Source organism: Dehalococcoidia bacterium (genome assembly GCA_025054935.1).
GTDB lineage: Bacteria > Chloroflexota > Dehalococcoidia > SpSt-223 > SpSt-223 > JANWZD01.
In genome coordinates this window covers 1-560 of record JANWZD010000074.1, presented here as the reverse complement: position 1 = coordinate 560, position 560 = coordinate 1, and the positions used below count along the sequence as shown (strand labels likewise).

Here is a 560-nt window from a genome sequence, read left to right as displayed (position 1 = left end):
ACATCGCAGCCGCCGTGCAGGACTTTCGGGTTCCTGGGATCGTGGATGAGATTTTGGTGGTGGACAACAACTCCAGAGACAGGACTGTCGAACGAGCGATTGCCGCCGGGGCGCGCGTGGTGCAGGAGGGTCGTCAAGGTTACGGTGCGGCATTGCGGCGGGGGTTGCGAGAGGCAAAAGGCGAACTGATTATTTTGGCGGAGCCAGACGGCACATTCGTCGGTAAGGATGTTATAAAGCTGCTCGCCTACGCTGACGATTTCGACATGGTCTGTGGCACTCGCACCACCAAAGAGCTGATTTGGGAGCAAGCAAACATGGGTTGGTTTTTGAGGTTTGGGAACATTGTAGTTGCCAAAATGCTTCAAGTGCTGTTCAACGCGCCCTCGCTTTCGGACTGCGGCTGTACGTTGCGGTTGATCCGCAGGGAGGCGGCCGAGAAATTGAACGGCGAGTTAACCGTAAATGCTTCGCATCTCCTTCCCGAAATGGTGATTTTAGCCCTGAAACACAAAATTCGGTTGATCGAGGTGCCAGTCAATTATCGAGGGCGGGTGGGT

At 55.0% G+C, this 560-nt stretch carries 1 protein-coding gene; it reads left to right on the top strand.

Features of this window, described 5'->3' with window-relative positions; all coding sequences use genetic code 11:
- Positions 1-41: 41 nt before the first annotated feature.
- On the top strand, positions 42-560 hold a 519-nt coding region (locus tag NZ773_16325; protein MCS6803493.1), incomplete at its 3' end, for a glycosyltransferase family 2 protein.